The sequence below is a fragment of the Peribacillus aracenensis genome, from assembly GCF_025175645.1.
Taxonomy (GTDB): Bacteria; Bacillota; Bacilli; order Bacillales; family DSM-1321; genus Peribacillus; species Peribacillus aracenensis.
Genome location: NZ_JANZMJ010000013.1, coordinates 99,304 through 118,108, shown reverse-complemented (window position 1 = coordinate 118,108; position 18,805 = coordinate 99,304). Strand labels below are relative to the sequence as shown.

The 18,805-nt window shown below is 38.9% G+C and carries 20 protein-coding genes; 6 read left to right on the top strand and 14 right to left on the bottom strand.

All coding sequences use genetic code 11. From position 1 onward, the window contains the following. Positions 1 to 108: 108 nt before the first annotated feature. Positions 109 to 273 carry a hypothetical protein gene (locus N0M92_RS14750; RefSeq protein WP_260286458.1) on the bottom strand — a complete coding sequence of 55 codons (165 nt, stop codon included), beginning with the start codon at positions 271 to 273 and terminating at the stop codon, positions 109 to 111. A gap of 95 nt (positions 274 to 368) precedes the next feature. Here N0M92_RS14750 and N0M92_RS14745 point away from each other — a divergent pair, with 95 nt between their 5' ends. Then, positions 369 to 560 (top strand): hypothetical protein, encoded by a 192-nt coding sequence (locus N0M92_RS14745; protein ID WP_260286457.1) that lies wholly within the window; start codon positions 369 to 371, stop codon positions 558 to 560. 192 nt (positions 561 to 752) lie between these two features. On the opposite strand, the gene N0M92_RS14740 is transcribed toward N0M92_RS14745, so the two are convergent. From N0M92_RS14740 to N0M92_RS14730, 3 genes are all read right to left on the bottom strand, one after another. Then, a complete protein-coding gene (locus N0M92_RS14740; RefSeq protein WP_260286456.1) occupies positions 753 to 1,691 on the bottom strand; it encodes a magnesium transporter CorA family protein in 939 nt (312 codons plus the stop codon). Positions 1,692 to 1,999: 308 nt separating this feature from the next. Beyond that, positions 2,000 to 2,272, bottom strand: a complete 273-nt coding sequence (locus N0M92_RS14735; protein ID WP_260286455.1) for a hypothetical protein — start codon at positions 2,270 to 2,272, stop codon at positions 2,000 to 2,002. A gap of 62 nt (positions 2,273 to 2,334) precedes the next feature. After that, complete coding sequence (locus N0M92_RS14730; RefSeq protein WP_260286454.1) at positions 2,335 to 3,417, bottom strand: nitric oxide synthase oxygenase; 1,083 nt, start codon at positions 3,415 to 3,417, stop codon at positions 2,335 to 2,337. Positions 3,418 to 3,677: 260 nt separating this feature from the next. Here N0M92_RS14730 and N0M92_RS14725 point away from each other — a divergent pair, with 260 nt between their 5' ends. Both N0M92_RS14725 and N0M92_RS14720 read left to right on the top strand, forming a co-directional pair. Continuing rightward, complete coding sequence (locus N0M92_RS14725; RefSeq protein ID WP_048678030.1) at positions 3,678 to 4,001, top strand: winged helix-turn-helix transcriptional regulator; 324 nt, start codon at positions 3,678 to 3,680, stop codon at positions 3,999 to 4,001. A gap of 137 nt (positions 4,002 to 4,138) precedes the next feature. After that, on the top strand, positions 4,139 to 5,056 hold the full coding sequence (locus N0M92_RS14720) for an NAD(P)/FAD-dependent oxidoreductase (protein ID WP_260286453.1): 918 nt from the start codon (positions 4,139 to 4,141) through the stop codon (positions 5,054 to 5,056). Positions 5,057 to 5,149: 93 nt separating this feature from the next. Here N0M92_RS14720 and N0M92_RS14715 read toward each other — a convergent pair whose 3' ends face one another. Continuing rightward, the gene (locus tag N0M92_RS14715; protein ID WP_260286452.1) at positions 5,150 to 5,296 is read right to left on the bottom strand and encodes a lmo0937 family membrane protein; all 147 of its coding nucleotides are present in this window, start codon (positions 5,294 to 5,296) and stop codon (positions 5,150 to 5,152) included. Between the two features lie 254 nt (positions 5,297 to 5,550). Between N0M92_RS14715 and N0M92_RS14710 the strand changes: the two genes are divergently transcribed. Both N0M92_RS14710 and N0M92_RS14705 read left to right on the top strand, forming a co-directional pair. Beyond that, positions 5,551 to 5,871, top strand: coding sequence for a YckD family protein (locus tag N0M92_RS14710; protein ID WP_260286451.1), 321 nt, complete (start codon positions 5,551 to 5,553; stop codon positions 5,869 to 5,871). 169 nt (positions 5,872 to 6,040) lie between these two features. Further along, positions 6,041 to 8,014 carry a S9 family peptidase gene (locus N0M92_RS14705; RefSeq protein WP_260286450.1) on the top strand — a complete coding sequence of 658 codons (1,974 nt, stop codon included), beginning with the start codon at positions 6,041 to 6,043 and terminating at the stop codon, positions 8,012 to 8,014. Between the two features lie 40 nt (positions 8,015 to 8,054). Here the strand turns inward: N0M92_RS14705 and N0M92_RS14700 are convergent, their stop codons facing one another. The 7 genes from N0M92_RS14700 to N0M92_RS14670 all read right to left on the bottom strand — a co-directional run bounded on the left by N0M92_RS14700 (position 8,055) and on the right by N0M92_RS14670 (position 16,157). Beyond that, positions 8,055 to 8,486, bottom strand: a complete 432-nt coding sequence (locus tag N0M92_RS14700; protein ID WP_260286449.1) for a CBS domain-containing protein — start codon at positions 8,484 to 8,486, stop codon at positions 8,055 to 8,057. 79 nt (positions 8,487 to 8,565) lie between these two features. Next, the gene (locus tag N0M92_RS14695; RefSeq protein WP_260286448.1) at positions 8,566 to 9,402 is read right to left on the bottom strand and encodes an MBL fold metallo-hydrolase; all 837 of its coding nucleotides are present in this window, start codon (positions 9,400 to 9,402) and stop codon (positions 8,566 to 8,568) included. Between the two features lie 316 nt (positions 9,403 to 9,718). Continuing rightward, a complete protein-coding gene (locus N0M92_RS14690; RefSeq protein WP_260286447.1) occupies positions 9,719 to 10,699 on the bottom strand; it encodes an ABC transporter permease in 981 nt (326 codons plus the stop codon). Continuing rightward, positions 10,692 to 11,606: an ABC transporter ATP-binding protein gene (locus N0M92_RS14685; RefSeq protein ID WP_260286446.1), complete on the bottom strand. Its 915-nt coding sequence runs from the start codon at positions 11,604 to 11,606 to the stop codon at positions 10,692 to 10,694. The genes N0M92_RS14690 and N0M92_RS14685 overlap by 8 nt, the downstream gene beginning before the upstream one ends. Then, positions 11,603 to 12,394: an SGNH/GDSL hydrolase family protein gene (locus N0M92_RS14680; RefSeq protein ID WP_260286445.1), complete on the bottom strand. Its 792-nt coding sequence runs from the start codon at positions 12,392 to 12,394 to the stop codon at positions 11,603 to 11,605. Before N0M92_RS14680 ends, N0M92_RS14685 begins: the two co-directional genes overlap by 4 nt. Before the next feature lie 364 nt (positions 12,395 to 12,758). Then, the gene (locus N0M92_RS14675) at positions 12,759 to 14,006 is read right to left on the bottom strand and encodes an MFS transporter (RefSeq protein WP_260286444.1); all 1,248 of its coding nucleotides are present in this window, start codon (positions 14,004 to 14,006) and stop codon (positions 12,759 to 12,761) included. Between the two features lie 18 nt (positions 14,007 to 14,024). Further along, on the bottom strand, positions 14,025 to 16,157 hold the full coding sequence (locus N0M92_RS14670) for a PAS domain S-box protein (protein ID WP_260286443.1): 2,133 nt from the start codon (positions 16,155 to 16,157) through the stop codon (positions 14,025 to 14,027). Positions 16,158 to 16,529: 372 nt separating this feature from the next. Here N0M92_RS14670 and N0M92_RS14665 point away from each other — a divergent pair, with 372 nt between their 5' ends. Continuing rightward, positions 16,530 to 17,444 carry a YitT family protein gene (locus tag N0M92_RS14665; protein WP_228467431.1) on the top strand — a complete coding sequence of 305 codons (915 nt, stop codon included), beginning with the start codon at positions 16,530 to 16,532 and terminating at the stop codon, positions 17,442 to 17,444. An 85-nt stretch (positions 17,445 to 17,529) separates the two neighbouring features. On the opposite strand, the gene N0M92_RS14660 is transcribed toward N0M92_RS14665, so the two are convergent. Together N0M92_RS14660 and N0M92_RS14655 are read right to left on the bottom strand one after the other, a co-directional pair. Continuing rightward, complete coding sequence (locus tag N0M92_RS14660) at positions 17,530 to 17,724, bottom strand: cold-shock protein (protein ID WP_034307294.1); 195 nt, start codon at positions 17,722 to 17,724, stop codon at positions 17,530 to 17,532. Positions 17,725 to 18,572: 848 nt separating this feature from the next. After that, positions 18,573 to 18,779: a cold-inducible protein YdjO-related protein gene (locus N0M92_RS14655; protein ID WP_192205082.1), complete on the bottom strand. Its 207-nt coding sequence runs from the start codon at positions 18,777 to 18,779 to the stop codon at positions 18,573 to 18,575. Positions 18,780 to 18,805: the final 26 nt, after the last annotated feature.

Below are 18,805 nucleotides of genomic sequence, written 5' to 3'. Positions count from 1 at the left end.
AAATCAATCATGGAACTCCGCCTTCATGATACGAAAAAAACGCTTGGTTTAACCGCCAAGCGTTTTTCCTCTGAATGACCCTTTCTTTGCCCTGCATTCAATAAGGGTCTATATATTTTGTTTTCTGATTTCCCTTTGAATTTTTAGATCATTCAATTGATCTCCATCAATTGTTTTTGAATCCATTTTTGCATTTTCGACTTCACATGGGTTTAAATCACTTGCCCTTAAATTATTATTGGGCGCTGCTTGCTTGTTCCATTTGGTCATCATGATCTCCTCCTCATTCCTTTATTCTTCCCAAACCTAAGAATATTCATGAATACACCCCATCATTTATTGCAAAGATAGGAATGGAGGTGGTTTTATTGGAACCAAACAAACCCGGCAATAAAAATGTACCGGATTTTAAAGAGTTGAACGACCGTATCATCAGAGAAGCATCACAGAGTCCCCGTTTAGTGATTCAAACAAATTTGGATGCAAAGAATGTAAAGGATGAGAACCCTTATGCGGATCGGATTAACAGTGAAGGATTTTCTGATTTTTTTGAGGAATGAAACAAACCACTTTGTACAATTTGGACGTTGATTTCCAATCCAGGCACTCGCTTTCCGCGGGCTGTCCGGGAGCCCCTCGGCGCCTTTGCGCCTGCGGGGTCTCGCACACCCTCTCCAATCAACTTTGTTTTAAAATTTAGATAAAATCCCTTTTTTCTACAAAATGAAACCGGCTTAATAAGCCGGTTTATTTTAAAAATATTTTTTCTTCCAAAAAATGAATGCCGTCGTCCCAGCCAATGTGATGGCAATTAATAATGTGAAAATGAAAGCAAACCGATTATGTTCAAATGGTAGTTCGACATTCATTCCGTAAAAACTTGCCACCATCGTCGGAAGTGTTAAAATAATGGTCACTGAGGTTAGAAACTTCATGGCATTGTTGACATTATTGGAAATGATCGAAGCGAATGCATCCATCATACCGCTAAGAATGGATAGATACACTTCCGCCATTTCGATTGCCTGAGCATTTTCGATGATTACATCCTCAAGCAATTCTTTATCTTCTTCATACATTTTCAAATAATTGAAACGGAGGATCTTATCAAGTACTACTCGATTGGATTTCAATGATGTCGTAAAATAAACCAGGCTTTTTTCCAAAGCAAGGAAAGTGTATAATTCTTTGTTTTTCATGGACTGATGCAATTCACGTTCCGCTTCATTAGTCATCTTGTTAATCTGTTTGAGGTAACGTAGGTAATAGGATGAAATCTCAAATAATAATTGTAACGCAAACCTGGTTTTCTTATTGGTGAAAAACCCTTTGATTTTATTGTTTTTGAAATTCGCCAATATCGGTGTTTCTTTCAAAGACACTGTAATGAAACAGTCTTTGGTAAAGATCATACCGATGGGAATCGTTTCAAAAATTGGTAAGTCGGCTTCGTCCCTGGTCAAATATGGGAAGTCGACAATAATTAAAACATTATCATCCTCTTTTTCAATTCGTGGTCTTTCCTCATCGTCCAGTGGGTCTTTCATGAAGTTGATCGGTAATTGCAAAGTTGTGCATATATAATCTATTTCAGCTTCTGTGGGCGCAACAATGTTCACCCAGGAACCTTTTGTCATTTCCTCGATATTGATTAGGTGACGGCTTTCATCCGTCTTGTAGATTTCAATCATTTATTGACCTCCTCTTTATAGAGAAAGCCTTATTTACCTTCTTCGAGCGGATACTCAGGAAGAATAACAGTCTCGACTTCTAGCATCATATCGGCTTTCTCTTTCTTTCTGGGTTCAGGATCATAAGAACTGCTGATCACTTGTATCCACTTCCTTTCGATTCTTTAATCTTAATCCTTATTCATTTAAAGCACAATAAAGAATTTAATACCATGAATCCAGTCGTTAAATTTCCAATTATCTGATTTTTTTAATTTGAAAAATATAATAAAAAAACGCTTGGGTATCCCCAAGCGAATCTGTTTGCATTATCCATGCTTCACATTATTATAATAGTGAACACCATACATGGCGCCTTCATCTACCATCTTATTATCGTCATGATCATATGGATCAGGGTGACCTGCCTTTTCAATTACGGGATCGAGCTCGGAAGCCTTCCTATTCCAAAAGCCTACTGTTTTTGCTTTTGCATTGGACCATATGTCCTTCACTTTTCCTCTATTCGTTTTATTCGATAAAAATGAGACTCCGGCAACTCCGACTCCTATTAATACAACGTTTTTTCCTAATGCCATCATTACCTTCCCCCTTATTTATTGACTTGCTATATCTATACCCCACGCCAGTTAAATTTAAACCTTTATTTATATGGAGGAATTTGATAAAAGAAATTAGGTTTCATTATTTCATTGTTATATGGCTGATGAAAAACGTGTGTCGTCGCTGGGGACACCGGTGGAATCAACCAGGTCCAGTCCCCCGTTACTTTCCGGGCACAAGAGGCTTCTTTTTCTTCGAATTTCTTGAATTGTTTAGCTGCTGTATGGTGATCTACGATGCTGACTCCGTATTTTTTATATGAATGAAGGACTGCTTCATTCAGTTCGATCAGGGCTCTATCTTTCCATAAATTCGAATCACGCTTAATATCCAAGCCCATCCTCTCCCCGATTGCCGGAAGCATATTGTAGCGTTCTTCGTCCGCAAGGTTCCTGGCACCGATTTCCGTTCCCATGTACCACCCGTTAAATGGCGCAGCCGAATAAGTAATACCGCCAATTTCCAATCTCATGCCGGAAATGATCGGAACCGCATACCATTTGATTTCAAGATCTTTGAACCATTTTAGCTTAGGGTGGGTGATTTGGACTTCTTTAATGAGGCTTTCAGGTATATCATGAAAACTAGGGGGTTTACCGTCCAATTGGACTACAAGGGGTAAAATATCGAAAGGTCCGTTCTTCCCTTCCCATCCTAATGCCATACATTGCTTGGTGAATTCGATTGAACTTGAATCACCGATTACGCCATGTTCCGTCTCATATCCTGCATATCGAATGAGCTGATGATTCCAAATATCCACTTTTCGATCATGATCTTTCTGTTTGAAAATTGTAATCACAGGTCTGATGCTCCCATTATTCGTAGCATATTCGATATGCTCAAAGAGAGCCGATACTATTCCTTCTTCGCTTTGAATCATCCTTTTATCAATCACCCTCAGCGATTCCCAAAAAAAGCGCCCAATGCAACGATTGCTATTACGCCAAGCTAATTTAGCACCATATACCAATTCTTCATATGTATGTTCATATCTGCCTGTTTCATTTATTTCCTCGTTAATTTGTTCGATCCTGCCATTTATGTCCTCTTCCGTTTTCAATAATTCAGGATAACTTGTCCTGATAAAGGATACGGCCTCTTGCAGTAAATCATTCATCATTTCCACGGATCCTTCCATTTGCAAAACTTTGACTTTAATATTAAAATAACATATTTTTCATGGTATCTCTAAAAAACACAATTTTTTAAAAGCGCATTTTTTTTAAATATGGCAATTCAGAGGCGGATTACTTTTCATGATACTTAAAGTAAGCTCATAAATTTCTTATACTATAACATCTCTAGTAACTAAATAATTATCGGTAAAGTTGTTACATATAAGGTAAATGGATTATAATATATTAATAATGAGGTGATATGATGAATAATACGACACTTTGTCCACGATTTGAAAAAGGAATGCAAATCTTGAGTAAACGCTGGACTGGCTTGATTGTCAATCAATTACTTAATGGCCCTCAACGGTTTTGTAATATTGAATCTGCATTCCCGATAAGCGGCAGGATTCTTTCTGAACGTTTAAAGGACTTGGAAATTGAAGGTATTGTTAAAAGGGACGTATATCCAGAGACACCGGTCAGGATTGAATATTCCTTAACTGAAAAAGGAAAGGCACTTGCACCGGTAATGAACGAAATTCAAAATTGGGCACAAGAATGGCTTGAACCAATACAGAATCAATGACATAGGTATGAAAGGAAGGAGGAAGTTCCGCCAGCTGCGGACTCCCTCCTTTTTTGTTTAAGCGCCAGAGACTAGTGGTATATTTTTTACAGATAGAATAACACTAGGTTTATTCCAAATTTATGGGCGGTGAATTCATGAAACAAGCAGATTGCATTATTATTGGTGGAGGGATAGCCGGTATTCAGGCAGCCATCCAGCTCGGAAGATATAAACATGATATTATCGTCATTGATTCTGCTCAAGGCCGATCTTCCATTGCCAAGGCTTACCATAACATTCTTGGATGGCCTGATGGGGTAAGCGGCAAACAATTAAGGACACTTGGCAGACAGCACGCTGAAAAATTCGGTGTCGAATTCTTGGATGATACAGTGAAATCTCTTGATAAAAAGCAGGACAAGTTTTTTATCCGAACAAAGAATGACATGGATTATGAAGCCAAAATGATTTTTCTTGGTACTGGCATTACCGATAACATTCCTTCAATCAAAAACATCTATCCGACCCTTGGGACATCCACATATATATGCCCTGATTGTGATGGGTATGAGATCATGGATAAGCAAACCGTTGTCATCGGAGGCGGAAATGCAGGAGCGGGCATGGCGCTTACTCTATTATATTGGTCAAAAGATATCATTTACGTAAATCATTCGAAAACAAAAATTGATGATGAGTATAGGGAAAAGTTAAAGAAAAATCAGATTCCTGTAATTGAAGAGGAAGTTTGTGAAGTTCATGTTAATGCCAAACAGCAGTTGACAGCCATTCAATTAGCATCCGGTAAAATAATCGAAGCTGAAAAAGCATTCACGGCATTTAAAGGTAACAAACTTAATAATGAGCTAGCCTTACAATTAGGTGTGCAAGTAAATGAAAACAATCATGTGGTGATTCATCCACGAACTAAAGAAACCAATATTAAAGGAGTCTGGGCAGGCGGCGACCTCGTTGCCCATTCCGAACAAGTCACCATTTCGATGGGGGATGGCACCCAAGCAGCGATATGGATTCATAAAAGGCTGTTAGGGCAGCCACTTCCATACGATTGACAACCTGATGGAAAAACACAAGGCGACCTGTCCACCAGGCCGCCTTTTACATTGGTATTTATAAAGTTTTCCACGTTAGCCTTCCATACACATCTATATTCGATTCCTTCCTTTAAAAACTTTAACCAAAATGAGAATGACCGCGATGATAAGCAAGATATGTATAAATCCTGCAGCCACTTTAAAGACTAAACCAAGAACCCATAATAATAATATTACACCAATAATTGTCCAAATCATGATAATCCCCCTTCTTCCCTTCTTAAATGATTTTTTATTAATAAGAAGCTACAACGAAATTTTGTGCTTACATTTAAATTACCCATATCTTTCTGTAACAAACCCTCACCCTATTTTTTTACATAAAACTGTAAATGCTGTAAATGATAATAAAGAAATAAGGAATCTTCCATATTGAAAAGCATCCACCATCAAGAAGAGACTTACAAGCTTTATAGGTTCCGCAAAAATCAATTAGAAGGAGTCGTTCATTCATGAGAAAGTTTTTAGTCATCTGTCTAACAGCCTGTTCCCTGTTCTTGGTTAACCTGAATCACCCGGCTGCACAGGAAAATAAAGTAAAACAGGAAAGTGTCCAATTCACTGAAGCGCAAAAATCGGAAATCGCTAAGATCCAAAAGCAGATACTCGCTGACAAAAAGTTATTGATCGAAAAATATGTCGAGTATGGCGCGCTTTCTAAAGAAGAAGCAGATAAAATGGTTTCACATTTTGAAAAACATTATAAAATGATGGAAGAACATAATTTCCAAATTCCGCCGCACCTCCCACATGCTCGACACATGCATAAGTAATTGTATGTTTTTTTGCCTATATAGCTAATAATCCGACCTGATGAATAGGCCGGATTATTTTCATTCTTTTGTCCTTGATAAATAAACATTACGCGTTTACCATTTACTAAAGGATTTATATTTCTCTTTAGCGAAATACATAACTATGAGAAATGAAAGGGTGAAAAGGATGAACAAAATAGGCATTACAGCAAGAGACTTATTTCACTTGAAATCAGTAACCGATCCAAAACTATCCCCGGATGGCAGCATGGCGATTTATGTCCAAAACAGAATAGATGAAAAAACGGAAAAATACATTTCCAATCTGTTTATGTTCAGCCTGATTACGAATGAAACTAAGCAATGGACGTTTGGGGATAATCGTGATACATCACCAGCCTGGTCCCCCGACGGCAAGCATATCGCCTTTATATCGGACAGATCAGGTAAAAAACAAGTTCACATTATTGGGAGCATTGGTGGGGAAGCCCGACAGCTGACACATTTCGTTAACGGCGTAACAAAACCTATTTGGTCTCCTTGTTCCACCAAGTTGCTGCTTTCAACCGGATTAAAGGTGGGCGAAAACCTTAATACGGTTAAGGAAAATGATTTGTCCAAAGAAGTTCATAGGTATGACCGAATTAAGTATAAATGGGATGGGAGAGGCTATTTTGATCAGTTATATCAGCAGTTGGTTATAGTAGGAATTTTTAAGGGAGATTCCACATTGCTAACAGAAAACAATATTGATCATCATCCGAATGCATGGTCCCCAGACGGACAGCATATTGCCTTCATAAGCGGAGATGCGGAAAGAAGTGATGATGAACTTTTTTCCGATATTTTCATCATGGAACTAGAAACGAAAGCTTTAGAGAAGATAACGGATGGCGAAGGTTTCTTTAGAGATCCGAAATGGTCACCAAATGGTGAATATCTATCATTCATTGGCCATAATAAAGAATTTGCCGGTGCCACTTTTTCAAATATCTGGTTATATTCCATTTTCGATCAAACGACTCAGTGTTTGACCGATGGGTGGGACGTCCAAATTGGAGATTCCGCAATTGGTGATTTCCAAATCGGAGCCGTCGACCCAGGTATCTTATGGACAAACGATAGCCAAGGCTTTTATTTTTTAATAAGCGATTACGGAAATACCGGAGTTTATTATGGTTCCATTGAAGGAGCCATGTATCCATCGATCCTTGACCCGCAGCATATATACGGACTGACTATAGATCCCGAAAGCCATCGTGCAGTCGTGGCCATAAGTACACCTGTTCATCCCGGCGATCTCTTTGCTTATAACCTTACCAATGGCGATAAGAAACAAATCAGTTTTGTTAATGAGGATTTTTTGAAGGATAAACATTTGTCCATGGCTGAACCCATTACATTTCCATCTGTTGATGGACTTACCATTCACGGCTGGCTCATGAGACCGACTGATTTTAAAAGTAATCAAAAATATCCGCTCATTTTAGAAATCCACGGCGGTCCGCATATGATGTATGCCAATACCTATGTTCATGAATTCCAGACCTTGGCTAATGAAGGGTATACTGTATTGTTCACTAACCCGCGCGGAAGTGTTGGATATGGCCAAGATTTCGTAAATGCCTGCCGGGGTGATTATGGAGGCATGGATTATAAGGACTTAATGGCTGGAGTTGATCACGTTTTAGCTACGTATGATTTTATCGAGCATGAAGATTTAGGGGTATCCGGAGGAAGTTATGGAGGGTTCATGACAAATTGGATCATCGGACATACTAACCGCTTCAAGGCCGCTGTGACTCAGCGTTGCATCAGTAACTGGCTAAGTTTTTATGGTGTCAGCGACATTGGTTATTATTTTACAGAGTGGGAAGTAGGCGGCGATATCGTTAACTCTGCTGAAAAATTATGGCAGCACTCTCCTTTAAAATATGTTTCCAATGTGAATACCCCTTTACTTTTACTTCACGGTGAAAAGGATTTCCGCTGTCCCATTGAACAGAGCGAGCAATTTTTTGTCGCTTTAAAAAGGCAAAAAAAAGAAGCAGTGCTTGTTTCATTCCCAGATGAAACTCACGAAGTATCCCGAAGCGGATCTCCAAAGATGCGCCTGCAACATGTTGAGGAAATCAAAGGATGGTTCAATAAGTATCTTTAAAATCAAAACTCTGTTAGCAAAAGCTAACAGAGTTTTGTTCTTAGTGTTGAATTTGGTCTCTGTCTTCGGAAATTGAACTTAAAGCATTTCCCGCCATTGAATTTGTCTTTTGGTGTACAGCAAGATCACCTAATGCCACGACTCCCACCAGCTTGTCATTCTCAATGATAGGGAGCCTTCTGATTTGCTCGGTAGCCATTAACTCTTCAGCTTCCTCCACTGACATACCTGGCGTGCCTGTTACAAGGTTCGTGGAAATGACATCAGTAATTCTAGTTGAATTCGGCTTTTTCTCGGCCACACAGCGAATGACGATATCCCTGTCTGTGATGACACCAATTAAATGGTTATTCTCCAAAACAGGAATGACACCAACATCATCATTCTTCATTTTGACTGCTGCTTCATATATATTATCTTCCGCAGTGCAACAATTCACGTCTGTTGTCATGATATCTCTTAATGTAGTCACCGATATCCCTCCATTTTCATAAGTTGCTTGTTTATTTTTGACTTTTGAATAGAAATTATTCATCAAACTTGTTCATGTATCATTCCACATATTTCCCATGATCCGGCTTAGCTAATGAATCGAATTCCTTTGCAAGCTTTGATAACCCCATTTCCAGCTCATGCCCTTCAACAGGATACCCGTGCCCCGTTATGGCAACAGCCGGCTTCATACTTTCCAATAACTTTACAGATTCTTTTGCAGCCTTCCAATCGGTTGTCAAATACCGCGGTGGGCCCGCTATTTCTTTCTCCTGAGTGATGACCTTGTATAGTGAATCTTGCCTGACATTCACAAAAGCATCTCCAGCAATCAAACTTCGGTCACTATCACGAAAAAGTGAAATATGTCCTTTTGAATGGCCAGGGGTGTGAACCCATTTCCAATCACGAAGTCCGGGAACACTATGATCATCAGGCAATGGCTGAACTTTTTCATCAAGGTTGATTCCCTCATTCGGAAATATCCATGAAATTTTTGCGACCATCCCTCCTTCAACAGTAGGATCCGGTTGGGGGTAATCTTCCTGTCCCGTTAAATAAGGCATTTCTTTTATATGGGCATAAACTGGAGCTTCCCAATGCTCCATTAACTCAATCAGTGCGCCAACATGATCGAAATGTCCATGTGTCAAAATAATGGCAGCAGGTGGATTTTGTGGTCCATATATTTCTTCGGCAGTTTTCTTTATTACCTCTGCTGAGCGCGGCATCCCTGCATCTATCAATACCCATTTATCATCTTTGGGTGACCCTACAAATATTACATTAACGATTTGGACGGACAGACAATATATATTCTCATTTATTATCTGTACATCACCACTGGAGACTGAAGTCATTGGCATGAATTTTTCATTCAAATGATTATCATCCATTTGTAATCCTCCTAATTTTGAACATACTTTTTTAAAAGGATACCCCGTACAAGAAAATAAAAAACAACCTATTATTTATATAGGCTGTTTCAGACAGAAGACAAATTCAAAGTAAAAAACGAGTTTGCCTTCTGTTTTTTATTTTTAAAAATGAAGATGATTTCGGAAATCCGCCTCCTTTCCGCCGAGTGTCCGCCGGGGGTCTCGGCTAGCCATTAAACCGAGTCTTCTTTAGAAATCCGGTTCGGGGTGCGACACTTCCGGAAGCCCTTTTGTCAACAAACTGAAACAACCAATAATCCATATAGGCTGTTTCTCAGAATACATCCCTCCGGGTAAATACTGTAAAAGATACAATTAAAGCAAGTGCCCACCAAACGAGCAAGGTAATGACAGATGATAATAAAGTCATCCCCTCTATCGGTGGAGCCGTGCCGCTAATATAAGCGGTCAACTTCAAATTCACCATAAAGAAATACTTCGCTGATTCCCATGATGAAACCATATTGTTCAATATAGCCCCGGAAATTAATGCAGCCAGCATGATGCCCATGCCTGCAGGAGTGCTCCTTACTAAAACCGAAAGCATGAAAGAAAGAGTCCCTACAACAACCGCCACCAGCCAGACAAGTCCCAAATCCATCAATAGGAATTTCCATTGTTCAACTAACCTTACTTGACTGACATCCACATCAGCACCATTCAATTCGAATCCGGTTATTACGGGGGCCCCCCAGCCTTGGTACCCGAAAACGATTCCTGATAAAAGGTAAGACAATAAGGCTGTCATCGCCACGATAATCGAAACCGATAATAATAATGTTACATATTTGCTCAATAAGATTTTCCAGCGCTCCACTGGCCTTGTCAACAGAAGTTTGATCGTGCCTTGTCCATTTTCGGAAGAAACCAAATCACTGGCCACAATCATGATCAACAGCGGAATGAACAAATCAATTGCATTTTCCAAAAACATGCGTGTAAAAGTAGCTGCACCTGGTTCTGAGGGATTAATATCATGATCGAGATAATATTGCTGCTGCTTCAGACTTACTTGCAGCTGTTCACGCCACTCATCCAGCATCCTATTCGAGCCCAATCGATTTTGCGTATCAATGATTTGCTGCTGAAGAGCCGCACGCCAATCATCAGTTCCCAACTTCTCCCGTTGCTCTTCCACTTGTTTGTATTGGGCATATGTAAACATCAAAACTAAAATTCCAACGATAATACCGATTATGATCAGCCGTTTTTTTGCCAGCATCTTCATCATTTCATTTTGGACCAAGTTATTCAATGCCTGCACCTCCGACACCGGTAACTTGCAAAAACAACTCTTCCAATCCCGGGAGCTTTCGATTCATTTCATGCACCCTCACCCCTGCTTGGTTAAGTGCTGCATTCCATTCAGGCGTTTTGGATTCATCATAAGCTGTAATGATATATTTTTGATCTAAGGTAATATCGGTGAAGCGGCTAAGAACTTCCGCTCCCATTTGAATAGGCTCCACCCGCCAAATTATCCGCTCCTGCTGGGATAATAAGCTTTCCACTGTGTCCGTTTTAATAATTTCCCCGCCTTTAATAATTGCGACCCGGTCACAAAGTTGCTGTATTTCACCTAATAAGTGTGAGGAAACCAGAACACTCATACCTTCTTCTTCAGCCAGCTTCCTGATGAATTGTCGCATTTCACGGATTCCGGCAGGATCTAGACCGTTAGTCGGTTCATCCAATATTAATAGTTTAGGACTGTTCAGCATTGCCTGCGCGATTCCTAAACGCTGCCTCATACCTAACGAATAGGTCTTCACTTTATCGTGAATTCTCGCTTGCAGACCGACGAGTTCAACAACCTCGATCATTCTGGTTTCATCGACTTCAGGTAACATTCTTGCAAAGTGGAGTAAATTATCCCACCCACTCAAAAATGGATATAATTCTGGATTTTCAACGATGCAGCCCATTTGCTTCATGGCCTTCGTAAATTCCCGATGAACATCATAACCGCATATATGGATGGAACCCGAGGATGGCTTAATCAATCCGACCAACATGCGGATTGTCGTCGTCTTACCTGCCCCGTTTGGTCCTAAAAAGCCAAAAACCTCACCTTCATTCAACTCAAAATCTATTCCTTTAATAATTTCCCGTTTGCCAATCTTTTTTCTCAAGTCCCTAACAGACAATGTCACCTGTTTCATCGTTCCACATCCTCCCATTTTATTAAAGGAGCAACTCTATCAGCAATTAAACGATACCCTTTCTTATTAGGGTGAAAATTGTCCGAATACAAATACTCATTTACCGACAATTGAAATAAATCGAATGTTGGAACAAAAATTGCATTTTCATAATGAGCCACGACTTCCGCCGTTTCATTATTCCATTCCCGTACGATGCGGTTCGTATCAAAGTCTTTATCCAAATCTATAAATGGATTATACAGACCAAGTAACAAAATAGTAGCTGAATCATTGACCTTATTTATATCTTTAAAAATTTCATGTAAATTTCCCAAGAAATTCTTTTGTGATACGGATGTAGCTTCACGATCATATTCAAGCAGGGTCTGCCCTTTTTGAAATAAATCGTTCCCCCCGATTGTAACTAAAATAACATCAGCTGCCTGGATTTGACGCTTAACTTCCGGTTGTTTCACTTGCTGCACCAATTCTTTAGACACTTGTCCATTAATTCCGAGGTTATGAATGATTGGTTTTCTTTTATATTGAGTCTTCAACTCTTCAACAACAAGTCCAACATAGCCTTTGCCTGTTTCATCACCTGTGCCACGTGTTAATGAATCGCCTATCGCCAATACCGTAAAATCAGCAGGAAGGTCACTTTTATCGGGGGTATCTTCAATTACTTCCATATCGGACGTTCCTTTTCCATAATGGACCATCATCGCCCAACCTAGGCAAAATACAAAAAAAAGGCTGATTAGAGCTGATACGATGGTAGTAGCCAACACTTTTGGTTTACTCAAAAACACTCACCCTTCCATTCATTCTCTATCTTCCATTAAATCATATTATTTCCAAAAATAAAAAAACGTTTACTTATGGATAAAATTTCCACAACTTATCAAAAAAAAAGACAGAATGGGACACATATATTCCCTTTCTGCCTTTTTGAATGGCTGTTTATTCGATTCCTGACCCTTCACGTAATTCCCTTTGATATTGTCTAATCCTTTTGACCTGAAACATGATGCCAAGCACTAAATAAGGCACTCGGGGGCCACTAATGATGAGAAATGAACAGTCGTTGATGTAGCCCTGGACCTGAGTTTTGCATGCCCACTTCAATTGAAATCGTTTTTGATCTTCCTTATTAGAACTGTTCACTCATCATTTTTCCGTTATACCTATGGGTTTCCCCATTACTTTTACATTCTTTTCTACCTTCATGAGCCAAATTGTAAGCAGCATCCCGATCAGTGTGAGTAAACCATAAAATAAATAGACTGAATATATCCCTGATTTATCCAATATTATCCCGCCGCTGAAGGTACTGAACCAGTTCCCCAATCCGTTGCCAATGGCGGAATAAAGCGTTATTGCTGTTACTGTTATACGTGCTGGGACAACTTCCCTGATATATTGTAAAGCTGCTGGAATGAATAAGCCAAGTGAAAATCCTTGAATGATCGAAGTCACATATACGGTAGCCAAACTTGGTTCCGTGAAGTATAAACCCCAGCGGAGCAATGAAGCCGTGCCAGCCAGTAAGGTAATTGGCAGCAAGCCTATCTTATGAATCCAGGCACCTGCCATTCTCATAAAGGGGATTTCCGATAATACAGCTAATAGGAACGCAATGCCAATTCCTGTATATGTACCGCCTCTTGCCTCGATAAACAAACCATAGTATACATTATTTGCAAGATTAGGACCAAAAAGCAAGAACGTTATAGCAAGAAAGATAAGAAATCGCTTCATGGTAATCAATTCTTTCATTCCACCAAAAAGTTTCACTTTCCCCCCTGGTGGTTCTTCGGGCAAACGAAGAGCCAGACAAGCCGCTATCAGCAGGCCAAAGAAAAAGGCATAAAATATAACGGAAGGACCCACGAAGGATTCAGATAACTTCCCCATTACAAAAACAGCCACACCGTAACCAAGTGAACCGAATAAACGGATTTTTCCATAATTTGATTTGATTTTTGTTGTATATTGAAGGGTGATGCTATCAGAAACTGGTATTATCGCACTTTGAAAGATGGCCAAAGCGATTGCGACGGATACGAAAAGGAAATAGTGTTCGAACAGCAAGTAGCCTAAACCGAATAGACCAGCAAGAAACGATGTCATTGCTAGTATTTTTGCTGGTCTCCCGCTCCAATCACAAACAATCCCCCAAAAAGGTTGAAAAACGATCATCACTATCGGTCCAACAGACATGATCGTCCCTATCTCAATACCGGATAAACCTGCCTCATTGGCCAAATAAACGCTTAATAGCGGTGTTAAACTTCCCACTGCAAAAAAAGAAAAAAGGTAAAATACCTTCAAGCTAATAATATTGACATGCTTTTGTTTTTCCAAATCCCGTTCCCCCACGCAGACATCTTCTAAAAAGTTGATGGTTTTTTTCATTGCTTCCTATTAGACATTTTAAATAGGGAGCACGATATTAAAGACTGTTCCTTTATTGAGTTCGCTCTCGACAAAGACATTTCCAGAATGGCTTTCTATGATTTTAAAGCTGATCATGAGACCTAACCCATTACCAGATTTTTTCGTTGTGAAAAATGGTTCTCCCAATCTCTTAAGCTGCTCTGGCGGCATCCCAATTCCTGTGTCGGTTATGGATATATGCACATTATCCTCTTTAAGTTCAGTAATGACTTTTATGAACCCACCGTCAGGCATAGCTTCCATACCATTTTTAATGAAGTTCAATATGACCTGTTTTAACCGATTCTCATCACAACGAACGAGGATTTCTTCGTCATTACATTCCGAAATCAGCGTGATGTTCTTCTTCCTGGCTTCAAACTCCGTCAAAGATACAACGTTTTGAATGATCGACACAAGATTCTTCGTTTCCAATATCAATGCCTGTGGTTTGGCCAATTGTAAGAACTCTTCAACTATCTCATTCACACGATTGATTTCATCCATGATTATTTCTAGATATTCTTGTTTATTTTCGTCCGTTTCATCCAATTGCAAAAATTCCGTATACCCTTTCATGGAGGTCAGCGGATTCCTTATTTCATGTGCCACCCCAGCAGCAAGCTGACCGACAGCGGCTAATTTATCCTGCCGATGGAGCATCTCTTCAGATTGTTTACGCTCTGTTATGTCATATCTCAGTGCCAAAAACTGAAATGGCTTTCCTTCTTCGCTGAAAAATGGAACAATTGTTGTATCCACCCAATAAAAACTGCCATCTTTCGCCTTGTTTCTAATTTCACCTTTCCAAACTTTCCGTTCATGGACGGTCTTCCACATTTGTTCAAAGAATTCCTTTGAATGGTATCCGGAATTAACCATTCTATGGGTCTGGCCTATCAATTCACCTTTGCCATAACCTGAAACCTCCGAGAACTTTTCATTCACTTCAATAATGACTCCTTTATCATCGGTTATCGCCACAATCAAAGATTGGTTGATTGCATAATGCATATCTTCAAGTTCCTTGATTGACCCCTTTAAAGCATTTTCTGCTTTTTTACGAGCGGAAATGTCCGAACGGATGGAAATATATTGATATGGTTTCCCCTTTTTCATAAACGGAACGATTGTTGTATCCACCCAATACACATTACCATCTTTAGTCCGATTGCATATTTCACCATGCCATGTTTTCCCTTGGCTGATCGTTTGCCATAAGTCAGTGAAAAATTCTTTTGCGTGATAACCAGAATTGATTATAGAATGATTTTTTCCAATTAGTTCATGTTTTTCATATTGTGATATTTCCAGGAATTTTTCGTTAACATATGTAATGATTCCTTTTGCATCCGTTATGGCGACGATTGCCGATTGATCTAAAGCATAACGGATATCACTCACAGTATTATCACTTTTTGCTAGCCGACGGCCCACGATCGTACTTGAAGCTATCAAGCTGGCAAGGATGAATATTGAAACGAAGCATGTAAGATAAAGCATAAGTGGAGTGAGTGGAACAAATTCACCCGTTTCATTTTTCACATTCATCGGTAACACTCTCACAAAAAGATAATAGCCTTCAATGATTGCGCCACTCATCATGAGCGTACTGACTGGCTTTAGCGAAGATTGACTTAATTTATTAAAATAAAATAATATTGCAAGCGCTGCTACAAATAATATAAAGATACTGAAAAGCGTACTGAGTACCGACAATGGGCTAAAGTGCAAAGTATGATTTAATGAAGATGTTCCCATAATATAATTTGATAAAATGGCCATCGTAAACATGAAGCCGCAAAAAACGATTTGCAGAACTTGTGTTTTATACGATATGGCCAGTAACCCAACCCCTGCGAGAGCGATCGCTAATGCTAACGAAAAGATTATTGTAGAAAAGTTGTATGCCGCCATTCCTGAATTATCGAGTGTGTATATGACCACAAAATTGAGCGTCCAGATTGCCACTCCCATTGAGCAGCTGCTCCCTATATATACCAGGCGTTTATATCTCTCTATCGTCAGTAATGTTGTCAATAAATCCAAAGCCGTATAACACGCCATTATTATCAATAGTACTGCAATCATAAAGAGGACAGGATTTGATGCCACAATTGATTGTTCCATTTTTTTACTTGATCACCTCTAACGTTCTATTCTCCTATATTGTAATGTAAATTCATAGGACCTCAAAGGTTTTTTATTTCCTTACTCCTGTATATTTACACTCTGATTCTTTCGGCGCACCCCCTTCCTCAAGAAAATGCAGGTTTTTTCATAAAATCAATTAAATGAGAAATACTATTGTTTTATATGGATTAGAATATGAATACATGGTACTGACAAGCATTCACAACCCTGCTTCATCATTGCAGGGAATGAAAAATAATACCAATAATTATTCAGGAATATAATAATTAGGAATGTTAATTTCTTTATTTAATTATACCTATAGGTTTATAATTAAATAGAACTTATATAGAGAGAAGGAGTGGGGGCATGATTATGTCAGACCTGGCAGGTGCAAGTACAACAGAAATTATGCAAAAGAAGACCCAGCATAAAAGATTAACACTTAGACAAATTTTACAGAGAGGTCTATTAATTACAATCGGTGCAGTTTTAATGGCTGTCGGCCTCGAAATTTTTTTAGTGCCGAATAACGTAATCGACGGGGGCATAACGGGTATTTCGATTATGTTATCTTACATCACTGGATGGAAGCTTGGAATCTTTCTTTTCATTTTGAATCTTCCTTTCTTTTTTATCGGTTATAAACAAATCGGAAAAACCTTCGCATTCTCTACCCTTTATGGAATTTTAGTCCTTTCCATTACCACTGCATTGCTTCATCATGTACCAGCTTTCACTCAGGATATCCTTCTAGCGTCCGCTTTCGGCGGTATGATTCTTGGAATTGGTGTTGGAATGGTCATTCGATATGGCGGCTCGTTGGATGGCACAGAAATACTTGCTATTCTCGCTAGCAAGAAGCTCCCTTTTTCCGTTGGGGAGATCGTCATGTTCTTTAATTTATTCATCCTTGGCAGTGCGGGCTTCGTATTCTCGTGGGATCGTGCCATGTATTCGATCATAGCCTACTTCGTGGCATATAAAACGATGGATATCGTCATCGCAGGTTTGGACGAATCTAAATTTGTTTGGATTATCAGTGATGAATTTAATGATATCGGCGAAGCGATAATGAATCGTCTTGGACGGGGCGTAACCTTTTTAGCTGGAGAAGGTGCTTATTCTGGTGATGATAAAAAAGTCATCTTTTGTGTAATAAACAGGCTTGAGGAAGCAAAACTTAAAGAGATAGTCAAAAGCTTCGATCCATCTGCATTTCTTGCCGTAGGGGATATCGCGGAAGTTCGAGGCGGTCGATTCAAGAAAAAAGATATCCACTAACCTCACCTGCTTTTTGCTTCATCCAATTGGCAAAAAGATAAAAAAAGCTGAAGGGAGAATCCCCTTCAGCTTTTTTTATCTAGCCTTAATAGTTCCTTGGATTGTTGATTGCTTGAAGCATTCTGGTGCCGGGTTTCATCTCGCTGCTACATAACGGACAAACATGTTCATCATTACTTGTAAAGTTATCGCGAATCCAACCTTTGCAATCTTCTGATGTACATTCCCACACCTTTGTTTCTTCAGGAATGATTTCTTCCGTATTATTTCTTCTATACATATATCTCACTCCTTAGAATTGAATTGACTCCGTCCTGCATAACAGATCACAAGCCATAAAGATAAAAGAAAGAATAGATGGCGTTTAATCTAAATTGTGAGTAAATAACCATTCGCAAATCTAAGTATGATTATTGTTTTCTTTCAAACAAACTTTTGAATGGTAAGAACTTGAGATTACGACATGAATTTTTCATATCTCAGTACCCATTATATCATATATATGCTTTATTTATTTGAAGAAAAATTCTAAAAAAGAAATGATTCCCCAAAATGAAACACAGTCCCTGGCTTACCCTTCAAGATAATCGGGACTGCGCTGTTCAAGAATCCATTCCATATGGTTCTTCCTGCTCGTTCAATGAACATTTCAAAGCGTATCGAGCATGAGAGTAATTTTTAATGCCAAAACCTAAAACAATGAAAGCCCTGCCTCTCTCCCATCCATACGGTTCCTAGACCGTGCCTGCGAGAATCAGATAAAAGCTTGTAAGTACATGTTTATTAATTAAAACCGTCCGTAATTCCAATTGGGTAGATTAAATTCCAAAAGACAAATGGTACATAGAAGTAAGTTAATGAAGAACAGAAATGGATCGAGGAAAATACTTACATGTAGTTCTTTTTTCTAGATGTGTTTAACTTGTTTCTACTTCATCATGAAAATGATGAAAAATTATTTTATTAATAAAAATGTTACTTTAAATTACCCTCCAGTGCTTTATTTTCTCAACACTGAAATTTAATAATACCATAAATATTTTTATATGTAAAGCGTTATTCAAAATGAAATCACTCGTCATACTTCTTTCTTAAAATAAAAAATAAAGAGGCTATGATTCACCTCTTTTATTTAAACGCATTATACTCATTTTCAATTTTTGGAAGTTCCCTGACTTCCTCAATTAATTGACTTCCGCACATTGGGCAATCATAGTTTTCCGAGGCAAAATCTTTTCTCATCCAACCATTGCAATCTGCTGATCCACATGCATATACTATCGTATCTTCCATAACGATTTCTGGTTCCTCTGAATTCTTTTTACCAAAATACATGAGCAACCTCCTCTTTTTTATATAAA

Coding starts and splice junctions, on each gene's coding strand:
- N0M92_RS14705 (WP_260286450.1), top strand. CDS start 6,041: ATGAACAAAATAGGCATTACAGCAAGAGACTTATTTCACTTGAAATCA.
- N0M92_RS14735 (WP_260286455.1), bottom strand. CDS start 2,272: ATGATGGCATTAGGAAAAAACGTTGTATTAATAGGAGTCGGAGTTGCC.
- N0M92_RS14665 (WP_228467431.1), top strand. CDS start 16,530: ATGATTATGTCAGACCTGGCAGGTGCAAGTACAACAGAAATTATGCAA.
- N0M92_RS14685 (WP_260286446.1), bottom strand. CDS start 11,606: ATGAAACAGGTGACATTGTCTGTTAGGGACTTGAGAAAAAAGATTGGC.
- N0M92_RS14725 (WP_048678030.1), top strand. CDS start 3,678: ATGAATAATACGACACTTTGTCCACGATTTGAAAAAGGAATGCAAATC.
- N0M92_RS14750 (WP_260286458.1), bottom strand. CDS start 273: ATGATGACCAAATGGAACAAGCAAGCAGCGCCCAATAATAATTTAAGG.
- N0M92_RS14720 (WP_260286453.1), top strand. CDS start 4,139: ATGAAACAAGCAGATTGCATTATTATTGGTGGAGGGATAGCCGGTATT.
- N0M92_RS14655 (WP_192205082.1), bottom strand. CDS start 18,779: ATGTATTTTGGTAAAAAGAATTCAGAGGAACCAGAAATCGTTATGGAA.
- N0M92_RS14715 (WP_260286452.1), bottom strand. CDS start 5,296: ATGATTTGGACAATTATTGGTGTAATATTATTATTATGGGTTCTTGGT.
- N0M92_RS14660 (WP_034307294.1), bottom strand. CDS start 17,724: ATGTATAGAAGAAATAATACGGAAGAAATCATTCCTGAAGAAACAAAG.
- N0M92_RS14675 (WP_260286444.1), bottom strand. CDS start 14,006: ATGAAAAAAACCATCAACTTTTTAGAAGATGTCTGCGTGGGGGAACGG.
- N0M92_RS14695 (WP_260286448.1), bottom strand. CDS start 9,402: ATGGATGATAATCATTTGAATGAAAAATTCATGCCAATGACTTCAGTC.
- N0M92_RS14670 (WP_260286443.1), bottom strand. CDS start 16,157: ATGGAACAATCAATTGTGGCATCAAATCCTGTCCTCTTTATGATTGCA.
- N0M92_RS14740 (WP_260286456.1), bottom strand. CDS start 1,691: ATGATTGAAATCTACAAGACGGATGAAAGCCGTCACCTAATCAATATC.
- N0M92_RS14710 (WP_260286451.1), top strand. CDS start 5,551: ATGAGAAAGTTTTTAGTCATCTGTCTAACAGCCTGTTCCCTGTTCTTG.
- N0M92_RS14730 (WP_260286454.1), bottom strand. CDS start 3,417: ATGATGAATGATTTACTGCAAGAGGCCGTATCCTTTATCAGGACAAGT.